Source organism: Streptomyces sp. A 4/2 (assembly GCF_940670765.1).
Classification (GTDB): domain Bacteria; phylum Actinomycetota; class Actinomycetes; order Streptomycetales; family Streptomycetaceae; genus Streptomyces.
The window spans coordinates 16,352-40,413 of the sequence record NZ_CALNVW010000023.1 but is presented as its reverse complement, the minus strand read 5'-3'; the positions used below and the strand labels follow the sequence as shown (position 1 = coordinate 40,413).

General features: G+C 68.4%; 32 protein-coding genes and 3 pseudogenes. 18 read left to right on the top strand and 17 right to left on the bottom strand.

Annotation, left to right across the window (positions count from 1 at the left end; genetic code table 11):
* Nucleotides 1-10: 10 nt before the first annotated feature.
* Nucleotides 11-388: a nuclear transport factor 2 family protein gene (locus NBY69_RS17900; protein WP_250301999.1), complete on the top strand. Its 378-nt coding sequence runs from the start codon at nt 11-13 to the stop codon at nt 386-388.
* 254 nt (nt 389-642) lie between these two features.
* Here NBY69_RS17900 and NBY69_RS17890 read toward each other — a convergent pair whose 3' ends face one another.
* Together NBY69_RS17890 and NBY69_RS17885 are read right to left on the bottom strand one after the other, a co-directional pair.
* Nucleotides 643-828, bottom strand: a complete 186-nt coding sequence (locus tag NBY69_RS17890; RefSeq protein ID WP_250301998.1) for a DUF397 domain-containing protein — start codon at nt 826-828, stop codon at nt 643-645.
* Nucleotides 825-1,640: a helix-turn-helix transcriptional regulator gene (locus NBY69_RS17885; RefSeq protein ID WP_250301997.1), complete on the bottom strand. Its 816-nt coding sequence runs from the start codon at nt 1,638-1,640 to the stop codon at nt 825-827. Before NBY69_RS17885 ends, NBY69_RS17890 begins: the two co-directional genes overlap by 4 nt.
* A 118-nt stretch (nt 1,641-1,758) precedes the next feature.
* Between NBY69_RS17885 and NBY69_RS37530 the strand changes: the two genes are divergently transcribed.
* Complete coding sequence (locus tag NBY69_RS37530; RefSeq protein ID WP_308409488.1) at nt 1,759-2,415, top strand: ATP-binding protein; 657 nt, start codon at nt 1,759-1,761, stop codon at nt 2,413-2,415.
* 135 nt (nt 2,416-2,550) lie between these two features.
* Nucleotides 2,551-3,687 carry a hypothetical protein gene (locus NBY69_RS17875; RefSeq protein WP_250301996.1) on the top strand — a complete coding sequence of 379 codons (1,137 nt, stop codon included), beginning with the start codon at nt 2,551-2,553 and terminating at the stop codon, nt 3,685-3,687.
* A gap of 141 nt (nt 3,688-3,828) precedes the next feature.
* Here the strand turns inward: NBY69_RS17875 and NBY69_RS17870 are convergent, their stop codons facing one another.
* The 3 genes from NBY69_RS17870 to NBY69_RS17860 are packed head-to-tail and all read right to left on the bottom strand — an operon-like array spanning nt 3,829 to nt 5,431.
* Entirely contained in the window at nt 3,829-4,680 is an 852-nt protein-coding gene (locus NBY69_RS17870; RefSeq protein ID WP_250301995.1) for a helix-turn-helix transcriptional regulator, read from the bottom strand.
* Nucleotides 4,681-4,698: 18 nt separating this feature from the next.
* Nucleotides 4,699-5,217 (bottom strand): DUF6879 family protein, encoded by a 519-nt coding sequence (locus tag NBY69_RS17865; RefSeq protein ID WP_250301994.1) that lies wholly within the window; start codon nt 5,215-5,217, stop codon nt 4,699-4,701.
* The gene (locus NBY69_RS17860) at nt 5,189-5,431 is read right to left on the bottom strand and encodes a hypothetical protein (protein ID WP_250301993.1); all 243 of its coding nucleotides are present in this window, start codon (nt 5,429-5,431) and stop codon (nt 5,189-5,191) included. The genes NBY69_RS17865 and NBY69_RS17860 overlap by 29 nt, the downstream gene beginning before the upstream one ends.
* Before the next feature lie 225 nt (nt 5,432-5,656).
* Between NBY69_RS17860 and NBY69_RS17855 the strand changes: the two genes are divergently transcribed.
* Nucleotides 5,657-5,959: a hypothetical protein gene (locus NBY69_RS17855; RefSeq protein ID WP_250301992.1), complete on the top strand. Its 303-nt coding sequence runs from the start codon at nt 5,657-5,659 to the stop codon at nt 5,957-5,959.
* Entirely contained in the window at nt 5,956-6,225 is a 270-nt protein-coding gene (locus NBY69_RS17850) for a hypothetical protein (RefSeq protein WP_250301991.1), read from the top strand. The genes NBY69_RS17855 and NBY69_RS17850 overlap by 4 nt, the downstream gene beginning before the upstream one ends.
* A gap of 151 nt (nt 6,226-6,376) precedes the next feature.
* Here NBY69_RS17850 and NBY69_RS17845 read toward each other — a convergent pair whose 3' ends face one another.
* Nucleotides 6,377-6,736 carry a hypothetical protein gene (locus NBY69_RS17845; RefSeq protein WP_250301990.1) on the bottom strand — a complete coding sequence of 120 codons (360 nt, stop codon included), beginning with the start codon at nt 6,734-6,736 and terminating at the stop codon, nt 6,377-6,379.
* Nucleotides 6,737-6,843: 107 nt separating this feature from the next.
* Here NBY69_RS17845 and NBY69_RS17840 point away from each other — a divergent pair, with 107 nt between their 5' ends.
* The gene (locus tag NBY69_RS17840; RefSeq protein ID WP_250301989.1) at nt 6,844-7,029 is read left to right on the top strand and encodes a hypothetical protein; all 186 of its coding nucleotides are present in this window, start codon (nt 6,844-6,846) and stop codon (nt 7,027-7,029) included.
* A 105-nt stretch (nt 7,030-7,134) separates the two neighbouring features.
* On the opposite strand, the gene NBY69_RS17835 is transcribed toward NBY69_RS17840, so the two are convergent.
* The 6 genes from NBY69_RS17835 to NBY69_RS17810 all read right to left on the bottom strand — a co-directional run bounded on the left by NBY69_RS17835 (nt 7,135) and on the right by NBY69_RS17810 (nt 11,410).
* On the bottom strand, nt 7,135-7,431 hold the full coding sequence (locus NBY69_RS17835) for a hypothetical protein (protein WP_250301988.1): 297 nt from the start codon (nt 7,429-7,431) through the stop codon (nt 7,135-7,137).
* Nucleotides 7,432-7,445: 14 nt separating this feature from the next.
* Nucleotides 7,446-7,736, bottom strand: coding sequence for a hypothetical protein (locus NBY69_RS17830; protein WP_250301987.1), 291 nt, complete (start codon nt 7,734-7,736; stop codon nt 7,446-7,448).
* A 248-nt stretch (nt 7,737-7,984) separates the two neighbouring features.
* Entirely contained in the window at nt 7,985-8,272 is a 288-nt protein-coding gene (locus NBY69_RS17825; RefSeq protein WP_250301986.1) for a hypothetical protein, read from the bottom strand.
* Complete coding sequence (locus NBY69_RS17820) at nt 8,265-8,651, bottom strand: hypothetical protein (protein WP_250301985.1); 387 nt, start codon at nt 8,649-8,651, stop codon at nt 8,265-8,267. The genes NBY69_RS17825 and NBY69_RS17820 overlap by 8 nt, the downstream gene beginning before the upstream one ends.
* 126 nt (nt 8,652-8,777) lie before the next feature.
* Nucleotides 8,778-10,025 carry a helix-turn-helix domain-containing protein gene (locus tag NBY69_RS17815; RefSeq protein ID WP_250301984.1) on the bottom strand — a complete coding sequence of 416 codons (1,248 nt, stop codon included), beginning with the start codon at nt 10,023-10,025 and terminating at the stop codon, nt 8,778-8,780.
* Nucleotides 10,026-10,549: 524 nt separating this feature from the next.
* Nucleotides 10,550-11,410, bottom strand: coding sequence for a GntR family transcriptional regulator (locus NBY69_RS17810; protein WP_250301983.1), 861 nt, complete (start codon nt 11,408-11,410; stop codon nt 10,550-10,552).
* Between the two features lie 179 nt (nt 11,411-11,589).
* Here NBY69_RS17810 and NBY69_RS17805 point away from each other — a divergent pair, with 179 nt between their 5' ends.
* From NBY69_RS17805 to NBY69_RS17775, 7 genes are all read left to right on the top strand, one after another.
* The gene (locus NBY69_RS17805; RefSeq protein ID WP_250301982.1) at nt 11,590-11,943 is read left to right on the top strand and encodes a hypothetical protein; all 354 of its coding nucleotides are present in this window, start codon (nt 11,590-11,592) and stop codon (nt 11,941-11,943) included.
* Entirely contained in the window at nt 11,940-12,143 is a 204-nt protein-coding gene (locus NBY69_RS17800; RefSeq protein ID WP_250301981.1) for a hypothetical protein, read from the top strand. Before NBY69_RS17805 ends, NBY69_RS17800 begins: the two co-directional genes overlap by 4 nt.
* Nucleotides 12,131-13,522 (top strand): cell division protein FtsK, encoded by a 1,392-nt coding sequence (locus tag NBY69_RS17795; RefSeq protein ID WP_250301980.1) that lies wholly within the window; start codon nt 12,131-12,133, stop codon nt 13,520-13,522. The genes NBY69_RS17800 and NBY69_RS17795 overlap by 13 nt, the downstream gene beginning before the upstream one ends.
* A gap of 36 nt (nt 13,523-13,558) precedes the next feature.
* Nucleotides 13,559-14,281 carry a DUF2637 domain-containing protein gene (locus NBY69_RS17790; protein ID WP_250301979.1) on the top strand — a complete coding sequence of 241 codons (723 nt, stop codon included), beginning with the start codon at nt 13,559-13,561 and terminating at the stop codon, nt 14,279-14,281.
* Between the two features lie 150 nt (nt 14,282-14,431).
* Nucleotides 14,432-15,877 carry a replication initiator gene (locus tag NBY69_RS17785; protein ID WP_250301978.1) on the top strand — a complete coding sequence of 482 codons (1,446 nt, stop codon included), beginning with the start codon at nt 14,432-14,434 and terminating at the stop codon, nt 15,875-15,877.
* Entirely contained in the window at nt 15,877-16,101 is a 225-nt protein-coding gene (locus tag NBY69_RS17780; protein ID WP_250301977.1) for a helix-turn-helix domain-containing protein, read from the top strand. The genes NBY69_RS17785 and NBY69_RS17780 overlap by 1 nt, the downstream gene beginning before the upstream one ends.
* On the top strand, nt 16,101-17,378 hold the full coding sequence (locus NBY69_RS17775) for a tyrosine-type recombinase/integrase (protein ID WP_250301976.1): 1,278 nt from the start codon (nt 16,101-16,103) through the stop codon (nt 17,376-17,378). Before NBY69_RS17780 ends, NBY69_RS17775 begins: the two co-directional genes overlap by 1 nt.
* A gap of 77 nt (nt 17,379-17,455) precedes the next feature.
* On the opposite strand, the gene NBY69_RS17770 is transcribed toward NBY69_RS17775, so the two are convergent.
* The 4 genes from NBY69_RS17770 to NBY69_RS17755 all read right to left on the bottom strand — a co-directional run bounded on the left by NBY69_RS17770 (nt 17,456) and on the right by NBY69_RS17755 (nt 19,126).
* Entirely contained in the window at nt 17,456-17,998 is a 543-nt protein-coding gene (locus NBY69_RS17770) for a DUF4265 domain-containing protein (protein ID WP_250301975.1), read from the bottom strand.
* Nucleotides 17,970-18,272: an HNH endonuclease gene (locus NBY69_RS17765; protein WP_250301974.1), complete on the bottom strand. Its 303-nt coding sequence runs from the start codon at nt 18,270-18,272 to the stop codon at nt 17,970-17,972. The genes NBY69_RS17770 and NBY69_RS17765 overlap by 29 nt, the downstream gene beginning before the upstream one ends.
* A gap of 232 nt (nt 18,273-18,504) precedes the next feature.
* Entirely contained in the window at nt 18,505-18,792 is a 288-nt protein-coding gene (locus tag NBY69_RS17760; RefSeq protein WP_250301973.1) for a hypothetical protein, read from the bottom strand.
* Complete coding sequence (locus NBY69_RS17755; protein WP_250301972.1) at nt 18,785-19,126, bottom strand: hypothetical protein; 342 nt, start codon at nt 19,124-19,126, stop codon at nt 18,785-18,787. The genes NBY69_RS17760 and NBY69_RS17755 overlap by 8 nt, the downstream gene beginning before the upstream one ends.
* A gap of 109 nt (nt 19,127-19,235) precedes the next feature.
* Between NBY69_RS17755 and NBY69_RS37650 the strand changes: the two are divergent.
* Both NBY69_RS37650 and NBY69_RS17750 read left to right on the top strand, forming a co-directional pair.
* A pseudogene (locus NBY69_RS37650) lies at nt 19,236-19,439 on the top strand (helix-turn-helix domain-containing protein); the annotation flags it as partial.
* Between the two features lie 57 nt (nt 19,440-19,496).
* Nucleotides 19,497-20,438, top strand: a complete 942-nt coding sequence (locus tag NBY69_RS17750; RefSeq protein ID WP_250301971.1) for a transcriptional regulator — start codon at nt 19,497-19,499, stop codon at nt 20,436-20,438.
* 516 nt (nt 20,439-20,954) lie between these two features.
* On the opposite strand, the gene NBY69_RS17745 is transcribed toward NBY69_RS17750, so the two are convergent.
* Nucleotides 20,955-21,227 carry a hypothetical protein gene (locus NBY69_RS17745; RefSeq protein WP_250301970.1) on the bottom strand — a complete coding sequence of 91 codons (273 nt, stop codon included), beginning with the start codon at nt 21,225-21,227 and terminating at the stop codon, nt 20,955-20,957.
* Nucleotides 21,228-21,241: 14 nt separating this feature from the next.
* Here NBY69_RS17745 and NBY69_RS17740 point away from each other — a divergent pair.
* The 3 genes and pseudogenes from NBY69_RS17740 to NBY69_RS17730 all read left to right on the top strand — a co-directional run.
* Nucleotides 21,242-22,219 (top strand): annotated as a pseudogene (locus NBY69_RS17740) (replication initiator); the annotation flags it as partial.
* Nucleotides 22,219-22,443 carry a helix-turn-helix domain-containing protein gene (locus tag NBY69_RS17735; protein ID WP_250301969.1) on the top strand — a complete coding sequence of 75 codons (225 nt, stop codon included), beginning with the start codon at nt 22,219-22,221 and terminating at the stop codon, nt 22,441-22,443. The pseudogene NBY69_RS17740 and the gene NBY69_RS17735, both read left to right, overlap by 1 nt.
* A pseudogene (locus NBY69_RS17730) lies at nt 22,443-23,741 on the top strand (tyrosine-type recombinase/integrase). Before NBY69_RS17735 ends, NBY69_RS17730 begins: the two are co-directional and overlap by 1 nt.
* Nucleotides 23,742-24,062: the final 321 nt, after the last annotated feature.

Genomic DNA, 24,062 nt, shown 5'->3' with positions numbered 1-24,062 from the left:
TTACTGGTGCATGCGAGAAGAGACCGCGCGGTCCGCGATCGACACGTTCATCTCCGCCTTCAACGCCTCGGACGACAGCTATGTGACTGCGCTGCTCTCCCAGGCCCTAACCTCGGACGTGGTCTTCTGGGGGCCGTTGGGCCGCAGTGAGGGGATCGAGGCGGTCGAGCGGTTCGTGCTGGACATCCGGCGCCACCCCGCGGGGACCGGCACGATGGTGCGCTGTTCGGCGGTGGACATGCCGGACGAGTGGGCCCGGTACCAGTGGGTCTTCACGACGCCGGATGGAGGCCCCCGCCTGGCGGGAACGGACGTCGTCCATCTGCGGCGGAGCCTCATCGACCAGGTCATCGTCTTCGCGGGAGAAATCGAGCCGTCCGCCTCTTGAGTCGTTCTCCCCTGGAGCCGCCCTTCTCCTGAACCGGCCCCAGCCGCTGCCCCTCCTGGTCGGTCGGTCTGCGCACACGGACAGGCTCGGCCACCGGCGCCTCCAGCGGTCGGATCGGACGTCACCGCACGTCCAACCGCCACGACGACCAACCCGGCGAACCTATGTGGTCACAGCAGTAGCGCTGTAACTGCTCTTGAACCACTTCAGCTCGGTGGCGGCCATGTATCCCTCAGCGCTCCCTGCGGAACAGGTCAACGTCCGGTCGTGTACGCAACGAAGTCGGTCCACGGACCGCGCGAGAAGACAAGTCGCCCGCCATGCTTGTCCTTTGAATCCCGCACGTGGACAGCAGCAGGGGCGGCTGCGATCTCGACGCAGTCGTTGCTGTCGCTAGCGCTGTAACTGCTCTTGAACCACTTCAGCTCGGCGGTGGTCATGTCTCTCCCAGCAGTTTCTCGATGAAGGCCAGAGACTCTCGCGGCGTGAGAGCCTGCGAACGGATAATCCCATAGCGCAGCTCAAGGATCTGGATGTCCTTGGGATCGGAGATCAGGTAACTGGCCAACTGCGCCTCCGTGTACCCGACCGTTGTACCGTCCCCAAGTTTCAGCACTTGAAGCTGGCCGCCCATTCCCGCATGGTCCTCGCGGTCCGTCGGCATCACCTGGATTTCGACGTTCCGCAACTGCCCTACCGCCATGAGGCGTTCCAGTTGTCGGCGAAGCACCAGCCTGCCACCCAGCGGGCGGCGCAACATCACCTCCTCCTGCACGAAGGTGAGCGTCGTGGCCGATCGCTCGAAGATGCTCTGGCGCCCCATGCGCGCCTCGACCTGGCGGTTGATCTCATCCTCCGGATATCCGGGCCGCCGCATCTCGAACAGCGCTCGGGTGTACTCCTCGGTTTGAAGCAACCCATGAAGGTTGTGGTTTCCGTACACCCCCAGCTCGACGGCACTCTCCTCCAACCGCGCCAAGTCCCTCACCTTCCTTGGCAGTCGGGCGTCCGCCACGTCCTTCTTCATCGCGGAGATGATCCCGCCCGCGCCCAGCACCCTGTCCGCCGCGTCCAAGAACTCCGGCTTCGGTGCGCGCCGTCCGCGCTCCACCGACGAGACCTGTTCCTCGCCGTACCCGATCGCCGCGCCCAGCTCCGACTGCGTCAGGCCTGCCCGCTCCCGCCACAGCTTGATCTGCCGACCGACCGCCCTGAGCACCGCAGCCGATTCGTCGTCCATCGCATGTTCCATGCCGCCCACCTTCGACACGGGGTACGGACCGGACAGAACCGGACCGCACCCGGACAGTGACGCTCCGTACCGGCGTCAGTCCTTTTCAGCCTAGACACAGTTGGCCACGCTGAGTGACATGAACCAAGAAATCGCCCATTCCGCCGCCCCGGTACAACAGTTCAGCGTGCTGTTGTCCGCGACCCGACGAGGGGCCCACCAGGCACGCCTGTTCAGCGTGCAGCAACTCAGCGACTGGGGGCTGCCGTTCGACGCCGCCGCTCAGATCGTGGCCGAGCTGGCCGCCAACGCAGCTACGCATGGTCATGTGCGCGGCAGAGGCTTCCGTCTGACGCTCATGTGGTGCGGGGCCTCCGTGCTGCGCATCGAGGTGACCGATGCCCGCCCCGAGCGTCTGCCGCAGCTGGGCCGCCCCCATCCCCGGGAAGCGGAATCCGGCCGGGGCCTGCTGCTGGTGGAGGCGTACGCCGACCGCTGGGGGACGTACGTCGGGCCCTCGCCCTGCAAGACGGTGTGGGCGGAGCTGGATCTCACCCCGGTGACCGCGTGGGCAAGAACCCGGTCAGGCACGCGGTCGGGCACGCGGTCGGGCACGGGGTCGGGCACGGGGTCGGGCACGGGGTCGGGCACGGGGTCGGGTGCGCGTCCGACCGGGTTCCGGGTTCCCGTGATCCGGACTTCCGCGATCCAGTCCGACGCGACGCCAGAAGACAAAGAACCGGGGAAAGAACCAACCCAACCCCACCCCTCCCCGCCTGGTCACCCGCACGGGTGACAGGTAGCAACTCCGCTGGCGATCAAGGGATTCGGTAGGGCAGGGTCGGCCGCATCACGCAACCGACATGAGACGGCCCCCGCCGGGACTGCAATCCCGGACGAGGGCCTGACCACCCAGGAAGAGCACTTCCCGATGGCTGAACAGCAGTTTAATGCGCCTGTGCGCGCCCGGTCCGGCGGTTCCGGCCGTTCCCGAACGGGACTTGGACATGTAGTCGTACGTCACCCCGAGCGCTTCACCGTGGTCGGAAACCACCTCGCCCAGCACCCCGCTCTGTCGCTGACGGCGATCGGCCTGGCCACCCACATCCAGTCGCTGCCGGAGGGCGCGCTGGTCGGGATCAAGTCCCTGGCCGCCAAATTCCGCGAGGGCGCGTCCCGAATCGCCGCAGCGTTACGGGAGTTGGAGGCCTACGGCTATCTGAGCCGGACGAAGGTACGTCTGCCGTCGGGGCGGATCGTGACGCGGACGACGTCGTTCAACAACCCGGATGGGGAACGGCCCGCAGCCCCTCGGCCACCCGCAATGGACCTCCGGCCGCCTCGGCCCGTACCGGCTGAACCCGCCCCGGCCGGCTTCACACCCGTACCGGCTGAACCCGTACCCACGCCCGCACCGGTGCCCGTACCCATGCCCGTACCGACCGGACCCCTACCGGCTGGACCCGATCCCGTTCCGGTTCCCGATCCCGTACCCGTACCCGTACCGACCGTCCCCCGCGACCAGCCCCGGCACACCCCCGCCCCGCTCCCCCGGCCCTCGGCCCCCGACCCGGCCCGCGCCCGTACCGCCGCCGATCTCCTGGCCGGACTCCGCGCCCGGGACGCCCGCCTGTTGCTCTCCGCTGCGGACATCAGCAGGCTCACCCCGGCCGTGTCGGCCTGGCTGGAACGGGGCGTCGAGCCCGCCGCAGTACAGCAAACCCTCACCACACTGCTGCCCCAGGAACCCCTGCACCACCCGGCGGGCTTCCTGGCCCACCGCCTCACGACCCTGCTCCCACCACCACTCCCACCGGAACCAGAACCGGCACCGCACGCACGCCCACACCCGTTCCAGACCTGCGAGACCTGCGACCGCGCCTTCCGCGCGCCGGAACCGGGACGGTGCAAGGAGTGCGCTGCCGAGCGCCGGTCCGGTGAGGTTCTTGGGGTCGCGGACGGGAACGCGGTCCGGAGCCGACCGGTCGCGGCCGTTCTACCTCCCGAGCCATGGCCGCACAGGGGGCACCCACATGCGGCCCATAGGCGGGTGCGTGCCGCGAACTGACCAGAGCTTGAAGGCCGTTGGCCACGTTGCCTGCAGGGAACTGGCCAACCAATGACGGATGGCCACATCACCAACGTGATCCCACCGCCATCGCGCGCCTTCCACGCCCGGTCTGAAGAGGCACTTGCGTACGTTGAGGGGTCAGCCCAGGGCCTCGATCGCCTTCACGATCAGAGCACGCGCGGGAGCCCCGTACACGGCACCCTTGTGCAAGGCACCGAACGCCTTCACGTACTGGCCCAGCTCGTCCGGCGCGGTGATCGTTACAGACGCGGACAGCGGCTCGTGGTCCACCCGCGCATCATCGAAGATGGTGAACGATTCGACCGGCCACATCGTTCGCTCCGCCGCTGCCGGAATCACACCGAGCGAGACGGACGGCAGGTCCATCGCGGAGAGCAGTGATCCCAGCTGACCGGCCATGACACCTGCGTTGCCGATGCGGTAACGGAGGACGGTCTCCTCGATCAGTATCCCGAAGCGGTGACCACTCTCCCGCACGATGCCGGAGCGGTTCATGCGCGCGGTGACCGCGTCCGCTACGTCGTCGGGCAGCCCGCGGAAGGTCGCGATGGCCTGGAGCAGCGCTGTGGCGTAGCCAGGCGTCTGGAGGAAACCGGGCACCACGTTGGAGCAGTACACCTTGAAGTGTCGGGTCCGCTCGAAGAGTGGCAGGTTGGCCTGCTGGAGCTGCTTGAGCCCTGTTCGCTGGAGCCGTTTCCACTGCACGTACATGGAGTCGGCCTGACGGTTCGCGGCAATGAGATCCGGCGCCAGGTTCTCCGCCCCGCACGCACGGCACCACGACTGGACATCACGGTCGGAGGGTGCCGTACGTGCGTTCTCGATGCGTGAGGACTTCGCTTCGCTCCAGGCGCACCGGATCGCAATCTCGCGTTTCGTGATCCCCGCGTCCAGCCGGATCTCACGGAGCCTCGCGGCCAGTTGTTCTCTCGCAGCCTGCACGCGGGACGACGGGGATGTGGGTGGCATAGCTGGTCTGATTACTTCCTAGCGGATCTCGTACTGGTCGTGCGGGATGCCACGGTCCCACACGCGTTCGAACCCTGCGGCGCACAGCTCCGCCAGGCCGGGGTCGTCGAGGATTTCGTCCTCAAGGAAGCTGCCGTCGCCGGCGAAGTGATGGATCTCCACCACGGTGTCGTCGAAGACCCAGAAGTCGTTGCCCGGCAGCAGCAGGTCTGACGCGTAGCGGCGCGGCAGCCACCGCACCTGCTCGCCGGCAGCCGTGTTCGCGTGGGTGACGTAATGCTCCCATCGGATGTAATCGGTCACCGGCTCGGAGACAACGCGGGCTCGACGGACCTGCACTCCCCGCGCCACGGCATCGGCGATCTGCTGGTGGAAGGGACGCCACCACTGGCCACGATCTGCCCAGTCGACGCGGTGCCCCTTCTGCCATGCCTCGTAGCGAGGGTTGCTGTAATAGCTGTCCCTCAACTCCAAATGGACAGCAGACCGTTGCGCACCGGCCAACAGGTCATCGAACGTGGGCGCGCTCGGCGGCATCACAGGCCTCCCTCAGGATGGCGACCATGCGCGCGGGAATCCGCACCACGGCCTCGTGGTCGGGCAGGGGACCAGTCTCCCGGACCTGATCCTGAAGCGCGTCGCTCGCCTTCCATCCCTGGATGACGAACTCCTGCGCCTCGTCGTCGACCCATACTCTCGGGCAGTTCTTCTCGTCGGTGTTCGGATCGATTCCGATGAACTGCAGCGCCATGGTGACCTCCAAGGTCAGTCTGCTTACACGGACTTGCATCACCGTCGGGCTCATCGCGACTCACGTCAAGGGCAAAAATGGCCACTGAACAGGCAGAGAAAGCCAGGTGCAAACTTCTGCAAGTTCGTGGTGAGCACAAGGCTGCTTTCTCTAGCCTCATGGACAGCGGTAGTCCCAGCTGTCTGTGCCGGACTGCCATCGACGCGCGCACTGCGGAGGCACAGGATGCCCTCAACCCTCGGCCCCCTACCGGCGATCGATTCGCTGTCCCAGCGCCAGCAGCGCGGCATGGACTGCGTGTGGTGCGGGATCACCCTCGCCCCTGGGACGGCCGTGGATCTCGGCCCGCGGGACGTGCGGATACTCGACCACACCACCCGGTGGTTCCCCCGCGCGTGCAAGCGCCACGACGGCACCGCCGCCTACCGGGCCGTGCTCGCCCACGCGGAGCAGTGCCCGGACTGCCTGACCACCGGCTGCCCTGTGGGCGCACAACTGCGGCGCATCGTAAGGGAGACGCGGAAATGACCGACTGCCCGCGCGGGGACCACGCATTCCCCTACGAGGACAACACCGGCGCGTACTGCGAGGAGCACGGCATCACTCTGCTGTGGCACGGCGAACCAATCACCCCGGACGACCTCGACGCCCGGCACGAGGAAAGACCAGCCGTGCAGGAAAGCGCCGACCCGCGATACGCCGAGCTGGTCGCGACGTGGAATCGGACCCAAACGCCGTCGCGTGACGCGATTCGCCCCGTGCGCGGCTTCGTAGCGCCGAGCGCGAAGCATTGACGCGTACGCCCCGGCCGCCAGCTCGTATGGGGCGGGCGGTCGGGGCTGTTCGTGAACCCATCTGGAGAGCGGTCGCCTATCGCGGCAGCCAGCAGGATCGGGACCGATGTGTTCGGGAGCGCGACCGTGCCAGATGCCGATCGCTTGCCGGTCAGCCGAAGGCCTTCTTGTTCTGCCAGCCGCCACTGATCACGGTGACGGAGGATCCGCTCCCGGTCCTGGTGGCCTGGTAGAAGCGGACAGTGCCGTCCTGGAGGAGAGCCCACATGTCCGGGATGCCGTCGCCGGTGACATCGGGGGTGCCGGTCAGGAGCGGGATGCTCGCCTTGCTCCAGCCGGTGCCGTACTCCGCGTCCACACCCGTGAGCGACCCTGCCGCGGTCGCGAGCGAAGGGATGCTGGTGCCGCCGTTACCGTCTGGCTTGCCCAGGCGCAGCAGTAGCCGGTCGCTGACATAGGTGCGGTATACGAGGTCCCCCGCGCCGTCGCCGTTGACATCGCCGACATTCACCAGATCACGTTCGTCCCACAGCGTCGAGGCCAGCTGGGTCGCACTGGTGAAGGTCCCTCCGGTGTAGCCGAGCAGACCCGCTCCTGGAACAAGGCGTTGAACTCGTCGTGATCAAGGAAATCCTCGGCCACGCCCACATCGGCGTCACCGCTACCGTCTACGCCCACGTCCGACTCCGCCTCCAGCGAGACGCCATCGACGCCCTCGGCACCACGCTCAGCAGCCCAGAGACCACCGCGACAGCCAGCGGCGACGGCGACGACCCGCCAGCACTAGCCGCCCTCGTCCACTGACGTTGCCGTCAACTACTGCCGTCACCCCACGCAGAAGCCCCGCCGGGACACACCCGACGGGGCTTCCAGTTTGCTGCAGCTACGCGTAGCTGCAGCACTCACGCACTAGTCTCCCAGAAACCACAGATAGAGATGTGATCCATTCTCCACCTGCAGACAGAGCGTTTCGATCTCCGCTGCTGAATCCTGCCCAATAATCTCGCGGACAGACTGGTGAGCGATTTCCCGTCGAAGCCTCTCGACCTGTCGCGAATTGAAAATTGTATCCGCGTAAGGCAGCAGGCTGCTCAAGAACGGAAATTTGTCTTCATCAATGCGCTGGACGGTTTCCATCCAATCCAGTCTGCAAGATCCGCGTAGCACGATTTCGCCGCTCTCCGTGCGTACCTGGGCATTGATCATCAGCCACCGCCTCGTCAGTTCGGGTGAACGCTCTCGACCGCACCGTTCCGCACCCATACCGCAACCGAGAACAGATCGTTCCCGTCCGCGTCGTAGCCGATCGGGTGACGGCTTCTAATGTCGAGAATGTGACGGTGGGCGGAACCGGTGCCGAGGTTCATGTTATCCATCGGCTTTCTCATCGCCAGCTTGGACCAGTTGCGGATATGGTCTGGCGTAACCCAGTCCTCGAATTTTGACTTCTCCGCCCATTTCCAGGAGTCCGCATGATTCGCGTCATGCCTCGGGAGGATATGTTCATCCATCACCTTATCCGAGACGGCCCCAGTCCCGCAGTTGTGAACGAGTACCGGAGTGACTCCCGCCAGCACATAGTACGTGTGTTACGCGGCCCCTCTCTGTCTGCGTATTCGCAGATCAGCGGCGGTTTCGGGTTCCACTGATGTTCGTGGTTGTGCGGGGGAATCCGTGGGTGTTGCCGTCGCTACTGCCGTCAGGAGCCCCGGGCGTGCGGTCGTGCTGCCGATGGCGCGCTGTCGGCAGCAGGGGGACTCTACTGCCAGGCTCCGGGCTCGGCGCGGAGTATGGCTCGGACGGTCTGCTCGTAGTCCTGGTGGCCGGTGGCGGCGCAGTGTTCGGCGATCCAGCGGGTCAGTTCGTCGGGGGTGTGCAGGGTGCCGGAGGTGGCACCGCAGTTGTGTTCCTCGCCGGTGACGCAGAGCGCCGTGAAGGCCGGCAGGGCCAGGGGGTCCGGGGTGGTGATCACGTGGTATTCGCGGAACCGGTAACGGCTTCGGGTGATGCCGCACGCCGGTGCACCTGTGTTCGTGGCGTCAGTCATCGCCGTCTCCTCCTTCCTCCGCCGCTTCGTCCTCCGGGTCTGGGAGGCGTTGCCCGCGTGAGTCGGCGACCCGGAGTGCGTCGGCGAGGGCTTCGGTCAACCGGCAGGCCAGCCGGCGGTATTCGGTGGCCGACAGACTCTTCGCGCCGGGGGCTGTGGAGTCTCGGGCATACTCCAGCAGTTCCTTGCCCATGCCGATCTGTACCGACTCGATGTTGTCGGCGAGGTTGGCGAGGTAGCCGTGGCCGTCGGTGCTGAGGTAGCAGGGTTTTCCCTCGGGGGTGGTCCACGGCAGCAGGCGCGGTCCGGTGATTCCTGCTGCCGCGTCGTGGAGGTCCCTGCGGCGCATGCGGTCCGCGTCGCTCCTGGGCTGGCTCATCGTGTACCCCCGGGCCTGGTCGCTGGTTGGAACACGAAGACCGTAGGTACTGAGGTGCCGTCACTCCATGTATGCATCACGGCAGTTGGTGACGCGGGGTGTGGAAAGTGTTGCGTTGCGTGGCAGTTAGCCGACGACGCCCAGGTGGTCGGCCATCTCGCGCATGTCGGCGGTGAGGGTGCGCTTGCGCTTCTTGAGGATCTCCTGCATGGTCTCGGCGGCCATCCGCTGGTGCCGCAGCCATTCCGGGGAGGCGTGGCGGACGCCTGCCAGTTCGTCCATGGCGCCGGTCAGGTCGTTGGTGCGGGCGTGGGCGCGAGCCACGTCGAGGCGGTGGCGGTTCCAGTTGTCGTCACTGGGGCGGCCGGTGTGCTTCCACGCCTTGGGTGACATGGCATCCTCGGCGGACTTGCGGACGACGGTGCGGGCGTCGCCCAGGACCATGGCATCCTCGACGCCCTTCATGCCGACAGTGAGCGGTCCGAAGGTGGTCCAGTGCCGGAAGAACGATCCGGTGTGTTCTCGGCCCACGGCGGCGGCTGCGGTGGTGGCCACCCGGTGATAGTGGCGGGCTTCCTGGGGGCGGTTGTTGCGGCCTGCGGCTGCGGCGGCGCGCAGGGCCAGCCACCCCCACGCCGCACACTCATCCGGGGTGGCGCGCGAGAGCCTCGGTTCGATCACATCGGCGGTGGCGGCGGCGAGTTGTTCGGCCTCGTCCAGGCGGCCCTGGCGCAGCAGGAGCCAGCACATGCCGATGACGCCGGAGGCCGCGGTGAGGGTGTCGCCGGTGCGGCGGGCGTCGGCGATCGCGTGGGACAGGGCGGTGTAGGCGAGGTCGTACTGGCGTACCTGGGTCAGGTAGCGGCCGGCCAACTGCATGGCCTCGGCGCGGGCCAGGAGTGCCTGGTGGTGTTCTTCGCCGTGGTCGAAGTGGGCGAGGGCCGTGTTGGCGTCGCGCAGGAGCACGGGCAGTTGAGAGGCGACGCTTCGGTAGCTGTCGGAGTGGTAGAGCACGGCCCCGTCGTGGACAGTGCGGCGGAAGCGCCGCAGGTTCGGCTCCTCCGTCGCGATCTCGCCGTCACTCTCGGCCAGGCCCACGGGTGGGGTAAGGGCGGCGCGGAGCTGGATCAGGTTGACCCGGTTCGGGTCCTCTCCTCGTCCCACAGGTTGCGGGGCATCCGGGGCCAGCAGAGTCGCTGTGGTGACGCCCAGTGCGCGGGCGAGAGTGTGCAGGGTCTCCATGCGGACGGTGCCGCCCTGTTCGACCTTGCGTACGGTGCCCGGTGAGACGCCTGCAGTGTGGGCCAGTTCCTCCTGGCTCATCCCCGCGCGGCGCCGGTACTTGCGGACGTTGTCGGCCAACTCCGTAGTCATCAACTCACCACCTCCCACCCCACGGTACGCCGGGCCAGCAGGCGGTGGGCCGCTCTCCGGCACAGTCCGGGCCTGAGCGGGTGGGGTCCCTCGTCGGTCGGGCAGCTTCGCCGGACCAGGGTTCCCCGGGGGCCGCCAAGGCTCACCTCGTGACGCGTGCGCTCGGCCTTGGCGGCCCCCGGGGGTTCCTGGTACGCCTCCGGTGACCGAACGGCGAGGGACCCCACCCGCGACCCGCGACCACTCACCACGACGAAGCCGCACCCGACACACGGCCCCCACTCCCCTCAGAGGGAGGGCCGGGGTCAGGGGCAGCGCCCCAGGTAGCTTGCTGCGCTGGCTGTTGCGCGTCCGGACCGGCGGGGCCGACGGCGAGCGGGGCGGAGACAGGAGCGGGCGGCGGCCCCGTGGGGCCGGGCGCGCGCGGGCCGCGCCAGCGGACCGCCTTGATCAAGTAAAGAAACTCTGAACAGCTCTCGCCTACGGGCCGCTGGTCAAGTTCGCCGGGTCGATGGTCAGGGGCGCTACCGCCGACGTCCCTTCGGTTCGGCAGGTGCGGCCTTCGGCCCCTCGGTCGGCGACGCGTCCGGCTCGGCATCGTCGTCGTGGAGGGATGGGAGGGAGAGGCCGCGCCGGTGCTTTTCTCGCTGGACCTTCCGGCGCTCGCGGTATACCCGTTGGTGTTCCTCGCGGATCGTGGCCCATCGCTGGTCCAGCTCTGCTTCTCGCGCCAGTAGCTCGTCGTCGCTGAGATCGGCGAACTCGGTTGCGGCTGTGCGGGCTTCGTAGGCGAGATCGTCTTGCAGCTGGTAGTTCGTGATGGGCCCGTGGTGTTTGCCTGGCTCTGGCTCCTGGCGGACGAAGACGCCGCGGCCCTTGACCGCGTACACGAGCCCGGCCTGCTTGAGGCTTCGATAGGCGTTCTGTGCTGTGGAGTTGGCGACTTTGAACCGCTCTTGGATCTCCCGGGCGGGCGGGAGCTGGGAGCCCGGAGGGTAGGTACCTTCCAGGATCTCCCGGCGGAGGATGTCGGCTACCTGAGCGTAGGGCGGTCGGGCGTCTTCGTTGCGGATGACGTCGGCCGGCCAGTCCGGTCCTTCGGTGTCAGCGCCCTCGTGATCGCCGTCGGCGCCTTCGGTGCTTCCGCCGACAGAGGTGCTGACGTAGCTGCCCCGGCCGAGCTGGGAGTGGACCATGCCTTCCTGCTTGAGCACCCGCAGGGCGTTTTGGACGGTGGAGCTGGAGACCCCGAACCGGTCGCCCAGCGCGTTGGCCGAGGGCATGCGTTCGCCGGGGCGGAACTCGCCGTTGAGGATCGCGTCCCGTAGGGCCTCGGCGGCCTGGAGGTACGGCGGCCGGGAGTCCTCGTCCAAGGGCAGGGTCATGCCCCCACGGTATCGCCAGCAGCCTGTAGCGCTACAGGCACATCTCCGGGCTCCCCACCTGACCACCTACCAACCTGATCGAAGTCACAACCTAATCGCGCTTGCAAGTTGAGCGATGATCTCCCTATGCTCCATGTCGAGCCGATCAAGCGGTTCCACCGAACAAGGGGTGTGATGGCATGGCCATGACTCGTATCCGTGTTGCTCTGCTGCCGTCGGCGGTGTGCATCGCGGGCACCGAGCCGGTGCTGAAGATCAAGGACCAGCAGACCGGGGAGGTCGCCACCGACCGGGAGACCGGTGCGTCGCTGCATACGGTGATGGTGATGGTCATGGAGGACGGCCGGGCCGAGGTTCTGAAGATCACGGTCCCGGAGACGGGCCTGGCCGCTGGGCTCAAGCCGGGGGCGATGGTGCGGCCCGTCGAGTTGTTCGCGACTCCGTGGGCGCGGATCTTCAACGGGCAGCTCTCCGAGGGTGTCGCCTACCGGGCCGCCCGTCTGGAGCTGGTGACGGTGGAGGCAGCCCAGTGATCTGCCGCGAACACCGCCCGCCGGAACGGGCGTTGACCCCGCTCCACCCCCTGCTGGGGACCGAGGGCAAGGCCACGTTCGCCTTCTCGGCGGCGGTGCTGGATCTGCTCGGCCTGCGCCCGGAGCAGGCGGCCCGCCTGGACCTCGGCGACGCGCTCCGCCTGATATGCGCAGAGGGGGGTCTGACATGGAGGCCGTGACGGGATACGCGTCGTACGTGCTGCCGATCACGATCGTGCTGGTCGGTGCGTGGCTGGTGTGGACGGTGGTGCGCTACGTGCGGGCCGACCAGGGCATGCGGGTCAGCATGCGGCAGGCCGTCCGGGTGCGCTGGGGCTGGGTACGGCTCGCGCGGATGGCCGGGCTGACGGTCACCGACAGGACCCCGAGTCTGCTGGCGCAGATCACCGCGCAGAAGGACGGCGCTACCCCCGCGCCCCGAGTGCTGACTCCGAAGATCAAAGTCAAGCCCGATCAGTTTGGGGTGATCGTGCGGGCCCGGACGCTGCCGCAGGTCGGGTTGGAGGAGTACCAGAAGTCGGCGCGGTTCCTCGCGGACGCATGGCGGTGCACGCGGGTCTCCGTGCTTCCGGACGGCCCCGGCAGGGTGGTGATCCGTGGCGTGCGCTCCGACCCGCTGACCACGCCGACCACCCACCGGCCCACCGGCCGCCCGCCTACGGATCTGACGCGCTGGGAACTGGGGGTGGATGAGTACGCCGCCCAGGTGTGCGTGTCCCTGGCGAATGTGCCCGGGGTGACGGTGGCCGGCGTCCCTGGCGCGGGCAAGACCTCCGGGGTCAACAAGTTCGTCTGCGACTTCGCGCCCTCGGCGGCGGTGCAGATCGTTACGGCGGACGGGAAGGTGTCGCGGGCCTCGGAGGGCGATTACGCCGACCTGGTCAAGCGGATGTTCGCGTTCTGCGGGGACGACCTCGACGAGGCAAACGCCCTGTTCAAGCGCCTGGTGGAGCTGCGCAAACGGCGGTCCTCGGTGATCCGTGACGTACTGGGCGTGAAGAACATGTGGCACGTCGGCCCCTCGCCGGAGTGGCCGCTCACGGTCCTGATCATCGATGAGGCGCACACGTACTTCCGCGAGTACAAGGGCAGCGACCCGACGACGAGACGCCTGGCCGCGCTGACGGCGGAGAACGCCCGGCTGGTGGAGGACCTGGTCAAGAAGGGTCGCAGCGTCGGCATCCTGGTGATCCTGATCAGCCAGAAGACCACCGGCGACGCCATCCCCACCTTCATCCGTGACGTGTGCCCCATCGGGCTGTCGTTCGCGCAGAAGACTGTGGAGGCCGCGGTGGCCGCGCTGGGTGAGGACATCCGCAACTGGCCCGACGCCAGCCCGGTCACCTTGCAGGACCCCGCCTACGTCGGCGTCGCGGTGATGGCGATGCAGGGCCGCCCCGGTTACACCCGCATCCGCACCCCCTACGTCTCCGACGCCGACGCCGCCCACATCGCGGACGCCACCTCGCACCTGACCGCCGACCCGGACCTGTGCCTGGACGCTCTCCTCCGCGCGACCGGCCGGACGACAACACCCGCCCCCTCACTCACCAAGTGACCCCGAACAGCCCACACCGGAAGGGAGGTTGAGGACATGGCGGAGGAACGGTTCACCCGGCGCACCGTAACCGTGGTCATGGCGGTCATCGCGGCCCTGGCCTTCGTCTTCTCCTTCGGCAACGTCTGGGCGCTCGCCCTGCGCCTCGGTGTTCCGCACCCGATCGCGCCGCTGATCGCGCCCATGGTGGACCTGTCCGTCGTCGGTCTCCTGGTCGCACTGCGGTTCCTGGCCCTGCGCGGCGTCCCCAAGGGCGAGTTGCGGGCCGGTACTCGACTGCTGCACCTGTGCGGGCTGCTCACCCTCGCGCTGAACACCGCCGAACCGCTGCTGACCGGGCGCTACGGACGGGCCTGCCTGGACACCGTCGCCCCGCTCCTGCTCCTCGGCTGGGGCCACGTCGGCCCCGCCTTCCTCGCCCAGTTCCACACCCTCACCCACCCCACCCCGCCCCTGGAGGCCGCCACCCCCATCCTCGAACCGGCGCCCGACGAAGCACCCGCACCCAAGCCCCCGACACCCACCCCGGTCGAGGAACTGGAGCCCACTCCGGCTCCGGCCACTGCTCTGCCAGCCGCCGCCCCGAAGGCAACTCTGCCCGCCTCCGGCTCGGTCCTGTCTGCCGCCCTGCTGGACGCGGCCCGGCGCATCGCGGACACCCACCGTGCCGAGCACGGAACCCCGATTACCGCCGCCCACCTGGGCACACGCATGGGCATCGCCCTGCCGGTGGCCACCACCGCACTCGCTCAGCTCTGAGCCCCGGCCTCCACCGGCCGAATCTCCCTCGCTGAACCCACGCCCATCCCTGGGCCTGGTTCGCCATGCCCCGAGCAGCACCAACACGCCTTCCGGTTCGGCTGGTTGCTGCTCGGGGCCACCCACCCGAACAGAAGGGAAACGCCCCGAATGGTCACCCTGGACCTGCGCCACGTGGCAAGCCCCGCCGTACGGGACCTGCTCCACCTCGTCAACCACCCCGACTTCGACCGCGCACAACAGCAGATCGAACGCCTCGGCGGCTGCGCCGAACCCGTCCGCTTGACCGGCCACAGCACCACCGTCGATGCCACGACCGGCGAAGTACTGCGCTCCTACACCTCCTCCGCCGAACCGACGGGCAGCCTGCTCACCACGTGCGGCAACCGCCGCTCCTCCCGTTGCCCGGCCTGCTCCCGCCTCTACGCCGCCGACACCTACCACCTCATCCGCGCCGGCCTCTCCGGCGGCAAGAACGTGCCCGACACCGTCCGCACCCACCCCCGCGTCTTCGCCACCCTCACCCCGCCATCCTTCGGCCCCGTCCACAACCGCCTCACCACCCCCGGCGGCGACATCCGGCCCTGCCGCTGCCGCAAGCTCCACGACCCCACGGACACGCTGATCGGAACGCCGCTGAACCCCGCGACGTACGACTACGAAGGCGCGGTCCTGTTCAACGCCCACGCCTCCGCCCTGTGGGCGCGCTTCACCACCTACCTGCGCCGCGAGATCGCCGCCGAACTCGGCATGACCCAGAAGGATGCCCACGCGGTCCTGCGCGTCTCCTTCGCCAAGGTCGCCGAGTACCAGAAGCGCGGCCTGGTCCACTTCCACGCCGTCATCCGACTCGACGGCCCGGACGGCAGCAGCCAGCCCCCTCCGCCGTACGCCACCGTCGCCGTACTCACCAAGGCCGCCCGCGCCGCCGCCAAGCGGGTCCGCGTCACAGTGAAATCGGATGCGGTCGGGGAACGCGAACTCGGCTGGGGCGAACAGTTCGACGTGCGCGAGATCGCCTCCTTCGGCACCGACGCCGAACTCACCGACCAGGCCGTGGCCGCCTACGTGGCCAAGTACGCCACCAAGTCCGCCGACGCCTCCGGCACCCTCGACCACACCCTCCTCTGCCGCCCCTGCCAGGGACGCGGCACCACCCTCCTGCCCCACGGAACGCCGCTCCCGTGCACCGGCTGCGGCGGCACCGGACAGGCCCGGCCGTTGCCTCGGCTTCCCGTCATCCGCCACATCCGACAGATGATCCGCACCTGCTGGGAACTGGGAGAGCTGCCGGAGTTCGCCCACCTCAAGCTCCGGAAGTGGGTGCACATGCTCGGCTTCCGGGGCCACTTCTCCACCAAATCCCGCCGCTACTCCACCACCCTCGGCGCGCTGCGCGACGCCCGCCGTACCTGGCGCACCGAACAGGCCCGCGCCCACGCCGACCTGCCCGACATCGACTCGACGACCACGCTCGTCGTCGGCCACTGGGCCTACCAGGGCTCGGGCTACAGCCCCGGCGGCGCACTCCTCGCCGCCCACGTCTGGCACCGCAAGGAACTGGAACGGCAGTTCGCGGCCGAAGGGGGCTGTTGATGGCCTTGCCCCCGCTCACTGTCCTCCACGCGGAGGCGGCACCGGCGCTGGATCTGCTCACGGTGCCCCAGGTGATGGCCCGCCTCCAGCTCGGCCGCTCCGCCGTCTACGACCTGCTCCGCACCGGACAGCTCGCCTCGATCACCCTCGGCCGCGCCCGCCGGATCCCCACCCACGCCCTCACCGACTTCATCCGCACCCGCCTCGAACAGGACGCCGCCTGATGACCACACCTCGCCCCGCCTCCTCCCGCCGCTCCCGTGCCCGTGCGAACGGAGACGGGACCGTCTACCAGCGCAAGGACGGACGCTGGGAAGCCGCCGGATACGTCCTGGCCCCCGGCAACACCCGCAAGCGCGTCCGCGTCTACGGCACCACCCGCAAAGACGCGATGACCAAGCTCACGGAGAAGATCGCCGCCAGCAACCGCGGCCTCCCCGTCGCAGCGGCCGACAGCACCGTGAGCGCCTATCTTGCGTACTGGCTGGACGGCGTCGCCGTTCACCACCTGCGGGAGAACACCCACACCCGCTACGCGGCCTCCATCCGCCTCCACCTCAACCCTGGCCTCGGCGTCAAGAAGCTCGCCCGGCTCACCACCCGCGACGTCCGCACCTTCCTCGACGGACTCCGCACCACCTGCCAGTGCTGCGCCCAGGAACGAGACGTTGTTCGGCGGTCCTGCTGCGCCATCGGCCAGTGCTGCGACAAGCGCCTGTCCCCGCTGACCGTGACGTACGTCCACGCGGTCCTCAAGTCCGCCCTGGAACACGCCGTCCGCGAGGACGAACTGCCGCGCAACGTCGCCCGCAACGTCAAGACCACCACACCCCGCCCACGACGCTTCCAGCCACTCACCGCCACTGAAGCCCGACGACTCCTCCACGGGGCCCACGGTGATCGGCTTCACGCCCTGTACGAACTCGCCCTGCGCACCGGACTCCGCAAGGGCGAACTCCTCGGCCTCCACTGGGAAGACCTCGACCTGGACGGCGGCACCGCCACCATCCACCGCTCCCTCCAGCGCACCCGCAGCCAGGGCCTGACCATCCTGCACACCAAGACCCTCGCCTCCGAACGCCGTATCGCCCTCCCCACCGAATGCGTGAGCTCCCTCAAGATCCACCAGGAACAGCAGCAGGAAGAGCGCCAGGTGGCCGGAACGGGCTGGACGGACAACGGACTCATCTTCACCACCCCGAAGGGCAGGCCGCTCGACCCTGGCAACCTGACCCGCCGCTTCCGCCGCCTCCTCCACAGCGCAGGACTCCGGACCATCCGCTTCCACGACCTCCGACACTCGACCGCCACCCTGCTCCTGGAACAAGGCGTCGACCTCGTCGTCATCAAGGAACTCCTCGGCCACGCCCACATCGGTGTCACCGCCGGCGTCTACGCCCACGTACGACTCCGCCTCCAGCGTCAGGCCATCGACACCCTCGGCAATGTCCTCGGCGACGACGCCCCCGACGACCCACCCACCGCAGCCGTAGTCCGCTGACGTTGCCGTCAGCGTTGCCGTCAAGACCGCAAGAAGCCCCGCCGGAATAAATCCGGCGGGGCTTCTTGCGGACCATATTAGTGATCCGGATCTGGCAATTCGAGTCCGTCGCGGTGAGCCCTCGCAAGGGCACTCTCTTCGATGCCAATTTTATTTTCACTGGCAATTCGAAGGAGAGCGGTTCTCATGGATGTGTAATCAACATGCGGCGGCACATCGATTGCCCACAGAGAACCGGTTGCATCAATCTCCCAGGAACAATCAAAGGCGCGGAGCGTGGTGTCGACTTCCTCCCCCACGCCGTCACCTTTGATGATGATGCGGACTGCCGAATGGCCAGACTCGGAAACGAACTCCTCGAACACGAGCTCCCTGCGCTCGTGATCAGCCCTGACCCGAACGATATCCCCGAAGGCAACACCCATCACGTAGAAGGGGGTGTTCCGGACCTGAACTTCCATCTTCACGGAAGTCTTCCCAGTCCAGAGTCGCTCCGCAGACGCACGCGCCCAGTGGGCCGTCTCTTCAGGGAGGTCGAAGGCTACCTTATACAGCCTCTCAGGCTTATCGTCCGACGCCGACTTTCCGGCGCTAGTCGTCGAGGAATTCTCTGAGCTCATCGTCCCAATCCTCCAGAGGCTTCGTGGATTTATCCCTGTTGCATCGACGGCAGGCTACAGCGCCATTATGGTCGCCGCCATGTCCACCACTGGCCCTCGGCTCTACGTGGTCGATCTGGGCATCGTCGGGCCTCCCCTTGATGGCGTTCCCATTGGCATCTCGCGATGCGCGCCGCTCCACCGTCTGCCCACAGTAGTCACACTTGTATTCGCCGCCATTCTTCGCGGCGTTGGCGTCGTAGACCTTCTGCCTCTCAGCATCAGTGAAATCCAAACCAGCTCTGTTGCAGTTATGCACAAGAACCGGTGTGGCCCCCGCCAGCACATAGTACGTGTGCTACGCGGCCCCTCTCTATCTGCGTATTCGCAGATCAGCGGCGGTTTCGGGCTCCGCTGGTGTCCGTGGTTGTGCGGGGGAATCCGTGGGTGTTGCCGTCGCTACTGCCGTCAGGAGCGCGGGGCGCACGGTGGTGCTGCCGCTGGCGAGGTGCCGGCGCAGAGGGGCTCTACTGCCACGCGCCGGGCTCGGCACGGAGTATGGCTCGGACGGTCTGCTCGTAGTGCTGGTGGCCGGTCTGGGCGCAGTGTCCGGCGATCCAGTGCGTCAGCTGGTCCGGGGTGTGCAGGGTGTCGGATGTGGCACCGCAGTTGCGTTCCTCGCCGGTGACGCAGAGCGCCGTGAAGGCCGGCAGGGTCAGGGGGTCGGGGACGGTGGTCACGTGGTACTCGCGGAAGCGGTAGCGGCCTCGTGTGGCGCTGCGGGACTGTGCGTCGGTGTTCGCGGAGTCAGGCATCCTCGGTCACCTCTTCCGGGTCGGTGAGGCGCTGACCGCGCGAGTCGGCGACCCTGAGCGCGTCGGAGAGGGCTTCGGTCAGTCGGCGGGCCAGCCAGCGGTATTCGGTCGCCGACAAAGTCTTCGTGTCAGGGGCCATGGTGTCTCGGGCGTATCCCAGCAGGTCCTCGCCCATGCCCAGCTGTATGGCTTCGATGTTGTCGGCGAGGTTGGCGAGGTATCCCTGGCCGTCGGTGCTCAGGTAACAGGGGTGACCGCCCTCGGTGGTCCACGGCAGCAGCCGCGGCCCCTGCGCCGTGAGTCCTCCGGGCTCTTGTGTCGCTCGCTCGGCCATCCTGATTCCCTCTCCTTGGCTCGACTCGTGGCTACTGATCACGGTCTCGCTGGTGTGAGCCTTTGGGAGTAGCCAGCGTGTCTGCCTTTCTGTCTGCCAAGCTGGTTGGGTGCGGGAGACGGTCGGGGAACTGGTCAGGCGGCTGCGTCTGGCGCGAGGGTGGAGTCAGGGGCGGCTCGCCGAGGCGCTGGCTGAGGCTGCGCCTGGGCGCGTTCCTCCGACACGAAATGACGTGTCCCGCTGGGAGATTGGGAAGCGGTCCCCGCGTGAGTGGCTGCCGTTCCTCGCGCGGGTGCTTCAGGTCCCGCGCGAGATGTTGGAAGCGGCGAAGGCTGTTGCGCCTGTCGAGTCCGCTGCGCACGTAGGGTCCGTGGCCGACTTCCTGCCCGAGGGCGACCCGCTGTCCCCACTGAGCGCCCGTTCGGGCCGCCGGATCGGGGCCGGGCAGGTGGCCGACCTGGCCCGGCGGGTTCACGGCCTGCGGCTGGCCGACGACGTGGTGTACGGCAAGGATCTGATCGGCCCCGCGCTGCGTGAACTGCGGGCGGCGGTGAAGCTCTACCGCGAGGGAGTGCATACCGAAGAGGTAGGTCGTGAACTGCTGCGGACTATTGGCGAGTTGGCGCAGATCGCTGGGTGGGTGGCATCCGACGCTGGAGAGCATGCCGAGGCGGAGCGGATCTACCAGCTCGGCATGAGCGCCGCACGAGCCGCGGGGGACGGCGTACTGTCCGGGAACGTTGCGGGCTCGCTGGCCTACCAGTGGAGCAACACCGGGCACGCCGCCGACGCGATCGGGCTGGCCCGCGCCGCGCTGGAGGACGCCGGAACGGACGCACCCCCGAAGGCTCGCGCGCTGTATCTGGACCGGGTGGCCTGGGCGCATACCCGCGCCGGGCAGGACCGCCCGGCGATGACCGCCCTGGAAGAAGCGGCCGAGGCTCTGGCTGAGGACTCGGCCGGCACCGGATCGCCGTCGTACCTGTACTGGATGGACGCCGGGGAATTGCAGGTCATGGAGGCCCGCGTCTACACCGAGCTGAGGCGCCCGCTGCGTGCCGTGCCGCTGCTGACGGACGTGCTCGGACGCTACGATGCCAGCCACTCCCGGGAGTTGGCTTTGTATCTTTCGTGGCTGGCCGTGGCCTACGCCGACGCCAACGAGCCCGAGGCAGCCGCCGAGACGACGAGCCGAATGCTCACTCTTGGGCAGAGCGGCAGCGAACGCACAGCAGAACGCACGCGGATCGTGCTGGAACGTCTGCGGGCCTTTCGAGACGTGCCCGAAGTCGCCGAACTGCTGGTGTCCTGACCATCCTTGGTGCACCCCGGCACGGAGGGAACCGCACACTGGCTGGCGCGAGGCAACCGGCAAGAAGCCGGCCTGAGCGGGAGGGGTCCCTCGTCGGTCGGGCAGCTTCGCCGTGCCAGGGTTCCCCGGGGGCCGCCAAGGCTCACATCGTGACGCGTGCGCTCGGCCTTGGCGGCCCCCGGGGGTTCCTGGTACGCCTCCGGTGACCGGGCGACGAGGGACCCCTCCCGCGACCTCGACCCCACACCACGACGAAGCTGCACCCGCACACGGCCCCCTGCCCCTCGGAGGGAGGGCCGGGGTCTGGGGCGGAGCCCCGGAAGTGGTTCGCTGCATGGGCTGTTGCGCGCCCGGACCGGCGGGGTCGTCGGCAAGCGGGGCGGAGACAGGAGCGGGCGGCGGCCCCGCAGGGCCGGAGCGCGCGCGGCCCGCGTCAGCGGGCCGCCTTGATCAAGTAAAGAAACTCTGAACAGCTCGGCTCAGGCGCCCGTGCGCTGCCGTTGTGCTCGGCAGGCTTCAGCGTCGACGCTTGCCTTCGGCCAGCCGGTCGCGCAGACGTTGGGCCTTGGCGGCGTTCTCTCCGGGCCTGTAGTTGCCGCTCAGGCGCTTGCATTGCTCCATGACTGCTCGCATGGCGTCGCGGTGGGCGCTGGCGGCTTCGAATTCGGTGCCGGCCTTCGCGAAGCGTTCCTCGGCGGCTTCCAGTTCGGCGGCCACCTCGTCGTCGGTCTTGCCGCTGAGCCGTACGGCTTCCTCGTCCACCCGGCGCTGGGCAGCCATCTCCTCCATCGACTCGTTGTAGTCCGCTGCTCGGGACGCCGCTGAACCCGGCGACGTACGACTACGCGGGCGCGGTGCTGTTCAACGCCCACGCCGGAGCCTTGTGGGCGCGCTTCACCACCTACCTGCGCCGCGAGCTCGCCGCCGGCCTCGGCATGACCCAGAAGGCCGCCCACGCGGTCCTGCGGATCTCGTTCGCCAAGGTCGCCGAGTACCAGCAGCGCGGTCTGGTCCACTTCCACGCTGTCATCCGGCTCGACGGCCCCGACGGCACCAACCAGCCCCCACCCCCGTACGCCACCCTCGCCAAGCTCACCGACGCCGTACGCGCCGCCGCTGCCCGGGTCCGTGTCACGGTCGAGTCGGACGCGATCGGGGAACGCGAACTCGGCTGGGGCGAACAGCTCGACGTACGCGAGATCGCCGCCTTCGGCACCGACGCCGAACTCACTGACCAGGCCGTGGCCGCCTACGTGGCCAAGTACGCCACCAAATCCGCCGACGCCTCCGGCACCCTCGACCACGCCCTGTTCTGCCGCCCCTGCCAGGGACGCGGCGCCACCCTCCTGCCCCACGGGACCGCGCTCCCGTGCAGCGCGTGCGACGGCACCGGGCAGGCCCGGCCGTTGCCCGGCCTCGCCGTCGCACGCCACGTCCGGCAGATGATCCGCACCTGCTGGGAGCTGGGCAGGCTGCCGGAGTTCGCCGAACTCAAGCTCTAGAAGTGGGCCCACATGCTCGGTTTCCGGGGCCACTTCTCCACCAAATCCCGCGCCTACTCCACCACCCTCGGCGCGCTGCGCGCCGCCCGCCGCGCCTGGCGCACCGAGCAGGCCCGCGCCCACGCCGGCCCGCCCGAGCACGACCCGGACACCACGCTCGTCGTCGGCCACTGGGACTACCTCGGCTCGGGCTACAGCCCCGGCGCGGGGCTCCTCGCCGCCTCCGTCTGGCACCGCAAGGAACTGCAACGGCAGTTCGCAGCCGAAGGGGGCTGCTGATGGCCTCGCCCCCATCCGCCGTCCTCCACTCCGGGACGGTCCCGGTTCTGGAGTTGCTGACGGTGCCGCAGGTGATGGCCCGCCTCCAGATCGGCCGCTCCGCCGTCTACGACCTGCTCCGCACCGGCCAGCTCGCCTCGATCACCCTCGGCCGCGCCCGCCGCATCCCCACCCACGCCCTCACCGACTTCATCCGCACCCGCCTCGAACAGGACGCCTCCTGATGACCACACCTCGCCCTGCCTCCTCCCGCCGCTCCCGCACCCGCGCGAACGGAGACGGAACCGTCTACCAGCGCAAGGACAGCCGCTGGGAAGCCGCCGGATACGTCCTCGCCCCGGCAACACCCGCAAGCGCATCCGCGTCTACGGCACCACCCGTAAAGACGCGATGACCAAGCTCACCGAGAAGATCGCCGCCAGCAACCGCGGCCTCCCCGCCCCCTCCGCACAGGGCAGCCTTGCGGCGTACCTGACGTACTGGCTGGAGACCGTCGCCGTCCACCGGCTCCGCGAGACCACCCACACCCGCTACACCGCCTGTGTCCGCCTCTACCTCAACCCCGGCCTCGGCAAGAAGAAGCTCGCCAAACTCACCGCCAAGGACGTCCGCACCTGGCTCGACCAACTCCGCACCACCTGCCAACGCTGCACACGCGGCACCGGCACCAACCGCGACCAGCCCCAGTGCTGCGCCACCGGGAAGTGCTGCCACAAGCGGCTCTCCCCGCTGACCCTGGCCTACATCCACTCCGTCCTCAAGTCCGCCCTGGAGCACGCCGTCCGCGAGGAAGAGATCCCGCGCAACGTCGCCCGCAACGTTCGCACCGGCACCCCACGGCCCCGCCGCTTCGAACCCCTCACCGCCGACGAAGCCCGCATGTTCCTGACCGCTACCAGCGGTCACCGGTTGCAGCCGCTGTTCGAACTCGCTCTGCACACCGGCACTCCGCAAGGGCGAACTCCTCGGCCTCCACTCGGAAGACCTCAACCTCGACGCCGGCACCGCCGCCATCCGCCGCACCAGCACCGGCGGGCTCACCACGCTGCCCACCAAGACCCGGGCCTCCGAACGCCGCATCGCCCTGCCGACCCGCTGCGCCCAGTCGCTAAAGCTCCACCACGAACAGCAACAGCGTGAGCGGGAGGCCACGGGCACCGCGTGGCAGCACAGTGGGCATGTTTTCACCACGCCGCAGGGCGGTCCGGTCGATCCGACCAACCTCACCCGGACTTTCATCACGCTCCTCCGCAAGGCCGGCCTCCGCCGCATCCGCTTCCACGACCTCCGCCACTCAACCGCCACCCTGCTGCTGGAACAGGGCGTCGAACTCGTCGTCATCAAGGAACTCCTCGGCCACGCCCACATCGGCGTCACCGCCACCGTCTACGCCCACGTCCGGCTCCGCCTCCAGCGCAACGCCATCGACACCCTCAGCACTGCGCTCGACGGTCCTGCCGGCCACGAGCCGACCCGCGACGACGGCAACGACCCGCCACTGTGCGGAGCCATCGTCCGCTGACGTTGCCGTCAACTACTGTCGTCACCCGTGCAGAAGCCCCGCCAGGACGCAGCTGACGGGGCTTCAACTTTGCAGTTCGGAACCGTGCGGAAAGGTCATACCCCCAGGGGAACAGCTCCCTCACGCCGCGAGAAACGGGCGAGACCCCCGAATGGAACCTCGCCCGTTCCTGCAAGCGTCAAGAAGCTACTTGCCTTCTTCCCTCAGCAAGATCTGAACCTTTGACGGAAATTGCGGATCATCCACCATTACCGAACAGATCACAAAGCCACGGAATCCCGTGAATTGCATTCGGGCATATTCGTTCGGGTCGTGCAATAC